6 protein-coding genes are annotated in these 8,013 nt (G+C 38.7%); all 6 read right to left on the minus strand.

Features of this window, described 5'->3' with window-relative positions; genetic code table 11:
* Nucleotides 1-746: 746 nt before the first annotated feature.
* The gene (locus ACFWE9_RS24565) at nt 747-2,327 is read right to left on the minus strand and encodes a hydantoinase/oxoprolinase N-terminal domain-containing protein (RefSeq protein WP_377359255.1); all 1,581 of its coding nucleotides are present in this window, start codon (nt 2,325-2,327) and stop codon (nt 747-749) included.
* A complete protein-coding gene (locus ACFWE9_RS24570; protein ID WP_377359257.1) occupies nt 2,327-3,421 on the minus strand; it encodes an S-methyl thiohydantoin desulfurase family protein in 1,095 nt (364 codons plus the stop codon). Before ACFWE9_RS24570 ends, ACFWE9_RS24565 begins: the two co-directional genes overlap by 1 nt.
* A gap of 26 nt (nt 3,422-3,447) precedes the next feature.
* Nucleotides 3,448-4,767: a purine-cytosine permease family protein gene (locus tag ACFWE9_RS24575; protein ID WP_377359259.1), complete on the minus strand. Its 1,320-nt coding sequence runs from the start codon at nt 4,765-4,767 to the stop codon at nt 3,448-3,450.
* A gap of 165 nt (nt 4,768-4,932) precedes the next feature.
* Nucleotides 4,933-5,640 (minus strand): aspartate/glutamate racemase family protein, encoded by a 708-nt coding sequence (locus ACFWE9_RS24580; RefSeq protein ID WP_377359261.1) that lies wholly within the window; start codon nt 5,638-5,640, stop codon nt 4,933-4,935.
* A gap of 154 nt (nt 5,641-5,794) precedes the next feature.
* Nucleotides 5,795-6,400 carry a TetR/AcrR family transcriptional regulator gene (locus tag ACFWE9_RS24585; protein WP_377359263.1) on the minus strand — a complete coding sequence of 202 codons (606 nt, stop codon included), beginning with the start codon at nt 6,398-6,400 and terminating at the stop codon, nt 5,795-5,797.
* Nucleotides 6,401-7,162: 762 nt separating this feature from the next.
* The coding region (locus ACFWE9_RS24590; RefSeq protein ID WP_377359265.1) for a nitrilase-related carbon-nitrogen hydrolase at nt 7,163-8,013 on the minus strand (851 nt) is incomplete at its 5' end.

Genomic DNA, 8,013 nt, shown 5'->3' on the forward strand with positions numbered 1-8,013 from the left:
GAGTAAAGCGATCTTCTTCCAAAGCAAATTACATATTTTATAAATTCTATCGTTTTCGTGGTTAATCCGTAATAAAACGAGAAGGAAGTTGGAGCCAATCCAAATTATTTCTTCCTTTTACCCATGAATTTCAAAGGGCAAAAAAAAAATCCTGCATTAATAAAATAAACAGGATTTTCATTGAACGTTTTATATTTCTCATAAATCAATTTGATATAGGTTAATGGCATAGGATGTTTCTGCTGTAAGCTTAGATTACTAATCTAGTATAATACCATCTGTGTTTATATTATCAATCCCATTATAATCAGTTTCTCGTTACTGACCTTAAAGGCAGTAACACCGTGATACAAAGCCATGTCAAGGCCAAGAACTTTAACAGCCACACCAATAACAACGTTTCATATGATCTGGTATCCGTCTTAACAAAAGCCCGATTAGTGTTCCGACCACTATACCTAATGCATTAGCTAAACTGCCAAGTAACACCAAACTATTCACACCTATTCAAGAAACAAACAATCTATAACCTTCTGAGAATGAATTTAACATATAATTAATTCATCCCCATCGCACGATATTTCTTCACGTTCAATGGCAAGAAATAAATATAGCGTCATATTTATGATCTTTAGTACAGTAATTTGTCATTTCTACTACCCAAAGAGCTTCACTTTTCCTCTTTTTAGCAAAAAGTGAAGCTTCCTCAGCACAATAAATAGCTATTTTACAGCCCCCTGCCTCGCCTACACCAGTTCATTCATTTCAAACTGGGCTAAATCACCTGCTGCTTTCACACGAATACGGGTTGCATTCCCAGGCATATAAGCTAAAGGTACATCTTCTATGTCGACAATAACAAGCGTTTCAGGATCGGCTCCTGCACTGATCGCTTCTGACATCGCAATTTCCTTTGCCTGTTTTAAGGCTGCTTCCCTTCCTATTTCAGCTAGGGCATATACCTTTTCAATCTGCCCGCTTACCTGAGAGATAGCCGACCCGATGGCATTTGCTACTCCTGAATGTAATGGGCGAATGACTTCAGATGCACCTTTTAATTCCTCAGGTAAAAGGATGCTTCCGCCTCCAACGAGAATGACAGGAACTGGAGCAGCACTTGTTTTCATCTTATCAATCGCTTCTTCGACCAGATTGACCATTTTTAAATAGACTCTATTTAATAATTCCTTATCAAGGTGAGCCACTTTTGAAATATCCCCAAGTTCCACTTTTCCAAGAGCCACCGCAACATCCGTTGTTGTTAAAGTATTACCTCCGAAAATCAAGGCTTTTTCAGGCAGTCGGTACCCGACACTGTCTGGTCCAATTGTGAACTCTCCATTTTCTCCTATGCGGATTATTGTGCCACCTCCAAGTCCAATCGAGATTAAATCAGGCATCCGGAAGTTCGTTCTGGCTCCTCCAATCTCTACTGCCAAAGAAGATTCCCTTGGAAACGATTGAACTAGAACACCAATATCCGTTGTTGTTCCACCAACATCCAAAACGATCGCATCTGTTAACTCACTCAAATAGGATGCTCCCCTTAATGAGTTAGTCGGACCGCAAGCAACAGTGAAGATTGGGTATTTAACCGCATATTCAATTGACATTAATGTCCCATCATTTTGGCAAAAGAATATTTTTGCATCAATTCCTTCATTCTTCAGTGCATTGATGAAACCGTCAGCGGTTGTTTTCGCGACATTTACGACAGCAGCATTAAGAATCGTCGCATTTTCCCTTTCCAATAAACCGACTGAACCAATTTCTGAAGATAAAGAAATTGAAATTTCTTCTCCAAGTACTTCTTTGAAAATTTCACTTGCTCTTTGTTCGTGTGTTTGCGATACCGGTGAGAAGACTGAAGTAATTGCGATGGAATCCACTTTCCCATTGATTTCTTCTGCAATTTGATACAAACGATCTTCATCTAATTCAACAATCTCCCGGCCATCATATTCATGTCCGCCGCGGATGAGGTATACGTATTTTCCGAGTACTGCGCAGAGGTCTTCAGGTACGCCGATCAGCGGTTTAACCGCTAAAGTAGCCGGAGCACCAATACGGATTGCTGCGATTTTGTTTAATCTCTTTCGCTCAACTATAGCATTTGTACAATGGGTCGTCCCCAGCATTGCATATTTAATTTGCTCCCGCGGAACCTTTGCATCATCGATTATTTTTCTCATCGCTGTATAGATGCCAATGGAAACATCCTCCGTGGTATGTGATTTCGTTTCCGAAATGACCTGATTATTTTGATCTAAAAGCACGGCATCTGTATGGGTTCCCCCAACATCAATTCCAATTCGATAAACACCCATTATGCTATTCCTCCTTTTTTCACTAGTTCTTCAACAGGAACATAACCAACTTCATAGCCAAAGTATCTTGGACCAACAGCTTCAATTCCCTTTTCCGTCCTCCACTTTGGATGGCATGGCATTCCGATTACCACGCATCTTGCTCCATATCTGATACCTTCAGTAGTGATTGGCAAGCCTGTTTCTGCATCAAGTACGGCAATCAAATCTGGAGTGACACAAAGCAAGCGTTTCTCTGTCTGTGCAATTAAATGCTCGTTTTGGAATCGCACCTCTAGTTTTTCTCCCTTATACTCATTGATTCCCTCAAATGTTGCCACACCTCTAGCAAATCCCGCCTCTGTCTTGCGGTTGATATCACTCACTTTTCCACGGAACAATTCAAACCCTTCTACCTTATTCAACACTTCTTTTATTGGATCAACATTATTTTGCTTTGCAAGCCTTATTGTCTTACCGATCTTTTCTTCTAAGCTTAGTATATTTCTAATTCCGCTTTCCTTTATATTCTTTCCTGTCATTGGATAAATTGCTGTCATTGTGGATCCGCCCATTTCAATCGTTGCTGCACGGGCAATCCTTTCTGTCCAGACATTATTTATGGTTGAGAGAAGTGAAGTATTGCCTTTCTCATCCGCAAGAACCATCGGAGTAGCAGCAATTCCATCCAAATAAAAAGTGACCATTTGCAATTCCGGGAATGCTCTCCCCATCCCATCAACATCCACCACAGGCAAGCCAAGCTTTGCAGCAAGTGCAAGGGGCACCATCGAATTCACTCCGCCTGCTTCAATCGGCATCGTTGCAAAAATATTTTTCCCTAAATAAGATTCGAGGTTTTTGAAAGCGGCTGTTGCTTCTTCACCACTTGGAGCTTTTTCCAACATAACCGTCGGTGCTCCCATCATCGCGGAAGGAACTACTAATGCGTCATCTGGAACTTCATCCACATCCAACAAGGTGATTTCCCCGTATTCTTCAATTGCCTGTATTGCCATTAGTTTACCAATGTAAGGATCTCCTCCTCCACCTGTTCCGAGTAAAGCCGCACCTACTGCTATATCTTCAATTTCCTGTTTACCTAATTTCCTCATTTTTCCAAACCCCCGATTTTCAAAAATTATGATGCGATATGATCCCTATTCTCTTTTTTCCCTTTGATAGATTTTATAAATAACACACCTGCGTAATAGATAATGCCGCTTATTAAAAGGGAGTTGATAGATGGTATGCCAACTGTAATAAAATAGCCGCTTGCAAATCCTGCTGCCCAGGCAACTAATGTAACTGGATTCAATTTTTCTGGCTCTGATGGCAATATTCCTTTCTCTCTGCTTTCATCAAGAGCTTTTCGATACGTTTTCAGCACGAAGTAATCAACCACCATGATTCCGGCTATTGGAGGTATCATGATCCCAAGTAAAACAAGGAAGTCTACAAATCTATCGAGAATGCCCATTATGGAAAGCAGAGTTCCAATAGCACCAATTACAAGTGTAACGAGTCCTCGATTCATTTTGACCTTAAAAACAGAATCGAAAATATTAGTAAAGCCAAGAGAAGAGGAATATAAATTTACATTATTAATTTTCACTGTGGAAAAAACGACAACTGCAGCGCCAAGCCCGCCAGACGTTTGTAGCATGATGCTGACAACATCGCTCGTTTTTGCTGCATGGGCCATTAACACAGCGATCATTCCTACACCAAGTTCGCCCACTAGGGTACCAATGGTAGTCATCCAAAAAACATCCTTACCGTTTCGGGCAAACCGACTGAAGTCAGGTGTGATTACGGCACCAATAATGAATCCACCAGCAACCATTGTTGCACCCACGCCCAGAGAAAGACTCTCTCCCGGAGGCGGAGTTCCCATTAAACTAAAAATGGATTGATCACTGAGAACTTGATAGACGCCAAACCCTACCACCAATAGAAAGGCAGGAACGGTAATTTTGGCTGTCATGCTTAATAGTTTAAAACCAAATATAACCAGTACAGTTACGCCTAATCCGGTAATGGCAGCTGCAATTGGAAGGATCAATTTACCGTCGGTAGCTTCCACCAATCCATTAGCAAAAACAGAGTTCTGTACTCCAAACCAGCCTATTGTACAAAAAGCAATGACCGCGCCAATGATACTCGAACCATACCTTCCAAATCCTGTCCAACGCGACAAAAGACTAGTGGAAAGGCCTTCACGTGCACCGGCATAACCGATTAGAAAACTTATAACTTGCAAAATGACACTTCCAAACATCATGGCCCAAAACGCCTGCCAAAAAGTCATTCCGTATCCTAATGCCGCACCTAGCATAAATTGAGAAAGTGTAGCTAGGGCACCCACTCTGACAATCATGATATCCCACATTGGCAATCTCGCATTTTGTGGTACTCTCGATAGAGAGTAATCGTCTCCCAACTTTGTATTATCTTCCATAAATTCACCCCCTATGAATTTTCCTCAGTTTTAGCATCAGACTGGAGATTCCCCTGCCTCTTTAAAGCTATCTTGAATGATGAATATCAATGATCATTAACCGAATATTCCGTTAATTTACTTTACAGGAGTTAACTTGTAGTGTTTTCTTTTTCTAAAAAAAGTTTATGAACTTTTTACTCTCTGTTTAGAAGGTGGAGTCATGTAGGTCAACCGGCTTTGTTTAACCCCCATAGCAATTAAAATTTCAAGCATCTTTGTGGCTGCAAATGCGGGATCAATAACTGGAATATCATAACCTTTTTGTGTTAATCGTTCCTGAAGCTCCGCTGCAACACCCATAAAGCCTGTACATCCTAACACTAAAGCATGGGCATTGTCATGTTCAATTGCTTTTATCATTTCTTCATACAACGCACTTTTTAACTTTTCCTTGTCTTGAACTTCTAGAACAGGAATATTTACATATCTAATTGAGGCAACATTCCCATCTACACCCAAAGTTTTGCTTATGTTTTCAATCATGGGCACAACATTAGGCAGCACCGTCACAATTGAAAAGGATTTTGCTAATGAGCTCGCAACAAGCATGGATGACTCACATGGTCCAACAACTGGAATATCCAATATTTCTCTTGCAGGCTTCACACCAGGATCTCCAAAACAATCACTAATTACACCCTCATACCCCTCTTCTTCAGCCTGCTTTGCTTTTTCCAGGAAATTAGGTATACAAAGTGCTTCATCATATTCACTTTCAATTGATTCAGGTCCATAATCAAGGTTGCAAACTCCTACTTCAGTGTTTTCAGAAACATAAGATTTAATCTCTCTTCTAATTTCTTCATTAAAAATATCCGATATAACCGGCATGATCACTTTAATTTTAATTGGAATACACTCTCCTTTGTTTTTATTAGACCTGCTGAACCATATTTATTTCTTTGTCATGATTTTAATATTTATATCACCTCCTTTTAGCAACTAATCCATCTCTGCCACAGTTATGACTTCACCTTTTTATTATTCACTTTTGGACAGAGGCACCATATTTCCTTTCTATATCACTAAACATGGAGCTGATGAACCGATCTGCAATCTGAACTTGTTCCATAAAACCTTGTCCCTCATACAAATTGATCCCCCAAAAAACTCCATTCCCCAGTAAAATAAATTGCTTTATGATTTGGTCCACTTCGTCAGTGGAAAGGCTCGGATAACTCTGCCTCAATAGATCCTCAAGTGAACTAACCATCCAATCATTAAAATGCAACATATACTTTTGTAAATATAGTTTAATTTCCGGAATGGGTGACGTAACCAACGATATATACGCCATTGTCCCTCGCTCATCATCTTTGTGATACTTAACGATTCCATGAAGCATTTCACTAAAAATCTGATTAACAGATCGTGAACTTGTTTCAGCTAAAATTCGTTTCATCTCAGCTAAATGGTTATCAAGTAATTGTTGAAACGCAGCGATAAATAATTCCTCTTTGTTCTTATAAAAAAAATAAATGGATGCTGGTTTTATTCCCACTTCGTCCGCGATTTTCTTCATTGTGGCTCCTTGATATCCATGTAGTGAATAATGCAAAAGAGCTGCATCTATCAATTCTTGCCTTTTCAACTCATCCCCACCTAACGTTTATTAGGTAAATTATAATGTGTATATTTCAGAAAAACAATAATTTTCTGAAATATCTGCTTCGTTTAATAAATATTATTCTGATAACATTAGTTATACAGAGATTAAAGAGACACATTGATCTTTAGACTAGAGACATTGTCTGGTTTTTTATGAAATGTCGTCTCGAGACATTTATGTGAAAATGTTAGTGAAGTAATTACTCGTTTTTTTTGTATTAAGCTAATCGGCACTAGTTTGTTCTTTAAATTGATTTTTGGACACCGATTAATCGTTCAAAAATATTCTTGCTTATTTTCTACATAAAAAAAAATCCATTACTCATTTAATAATGAGTAATGGATTTTAAAGAACAATTTTTAAATAGTCCAGAGCAACGTCTAGCATTGCCTTTTCTCTTAAATATAAATTTTCTTACTCTCTGCCATTTCTTCTAGAGGGTGCCGTCAACCATCTTTACATGGTATGTATATCAAACTGGTGCAAAAAGTTTGCATCGTAACCCGCTTTCATCCCTTATTACTATGATTTAGGCCCTTTGGGTTCGCCAAGCTGTGGAAGACAGTACTTATTTGCATTGAAAAAAGCTGTTTTTTTAAAAAAAAAGAAGAATTTTCGAATAGGGAAGAATTGAATTCTTGATATTAATAGAGCATGAAAGGGCTTCACTTTTAGCCATTAACTATAGTAAAATAATTCACTCCCATGATCTTTGAATAATTTCATTACTTTCTATTTTAAAAACTATTTTTTCAATTCGAATAATGCAGCATTAGGCCACAGTTTCTTGTCTAAATCATCTAAATAAGGGACGTCTTTTCGGATATCTGGAATAATAGAAAAATCAATTTCATGAATCAGGATACTCTGCTCTGTTCTTGATGCTTCACATAGGACCTCACCATTCGGTGCAACAAGTTTACTCTTTCCACAGCTTCCCTCATTTACTGTGTTTACGCCTAGAATATAAACCGTATTATCGAGTGCTCGTGCAGGAAGTTGAATATCCCATCTTGTCTCAGCTCCATAACTCCATACAGAAGGCACAATAATAAGTTCTGCACCCTGAAGAGTAAGAATTCGACTTGGTTCAGGAAATTCAATATCTGCACAAATAAGAACACCTATTTTTCCTTTCGATGTATCAATTGCGTTATAAACTCTCTCACCAGGAGTAAAAATCCCCTTCTCCCTTCCCCACAAAAATGATTTTCGATAAGTGGCAATCACTTCCCCTGTTGATTCGATAACAGCCAAGGAAATATAAAGGTTTTCATTTTCCCCCTCGACAAAAGGCACGATCAAGATTACGTTTAAATTTTCTGCAAGCTTTTGAAATAATGAAACAGTTTCTCCGGACGGTAACTCTTGCAACAATTGGAATTGTTCCTTGGATAAGTAATAACCACTCACCCAAAGTTCCGGTAATACGATTAATTCAGCTCCCTGTTTAGCAGCAGTTTCGACCATTTCTATACAATTTTCAATATTTTTATCCTTTTGCCCAGGGAAAGCTTGTAATTGAACTGCAGCAACCTTCAGCATCAAAAGCACATCCTTTTCCATAAAAATCAAACTATTTAGAAGTTTATATA

The organism is Peribacillus sp. NPDC060253 (assembly GCF_042727425.1).
In the GTDB taxonomy this organism is placed as follows: domain Bacteria; phylum Bacillota; class Bacilli; order Bacillales; family DSM-1321; genus Peribacillus.

Excerpts from the sequence above, each read along its gene's own strand:
- ACFWE9_RS24565 (WP_377359255.1), bottom strand. The coding sequence starts at position 2,327 with ATGGGTGTTTATCGAATTGGAATTGATGTTGGGGGAACCCATACAGAT.
- ACFWE9_RS24570 (WP_377359257.1), bottom strand. The coding sequence starts at position 3,421 with ATGAGGAAATTAGGTAAACAGGAAATTGAAGATATAGCAGTAGGTGCG.
- ACFWE9_RS24575 (WP_377359259.1), bottom strand. The coding sequence starts at position 4,767 with ATGGAAGATAATACAAAGTTGGGAGACGATTACTCTCTATCGAGAGTA.
- ACFWE9_RS24580 (WP_377359261.1), bottom strand. The coding sequence starts at position 5,640 with ATGCCGGTTATATCGGATATTTTTAATGAAGAAATTAGAAGAGAGATT.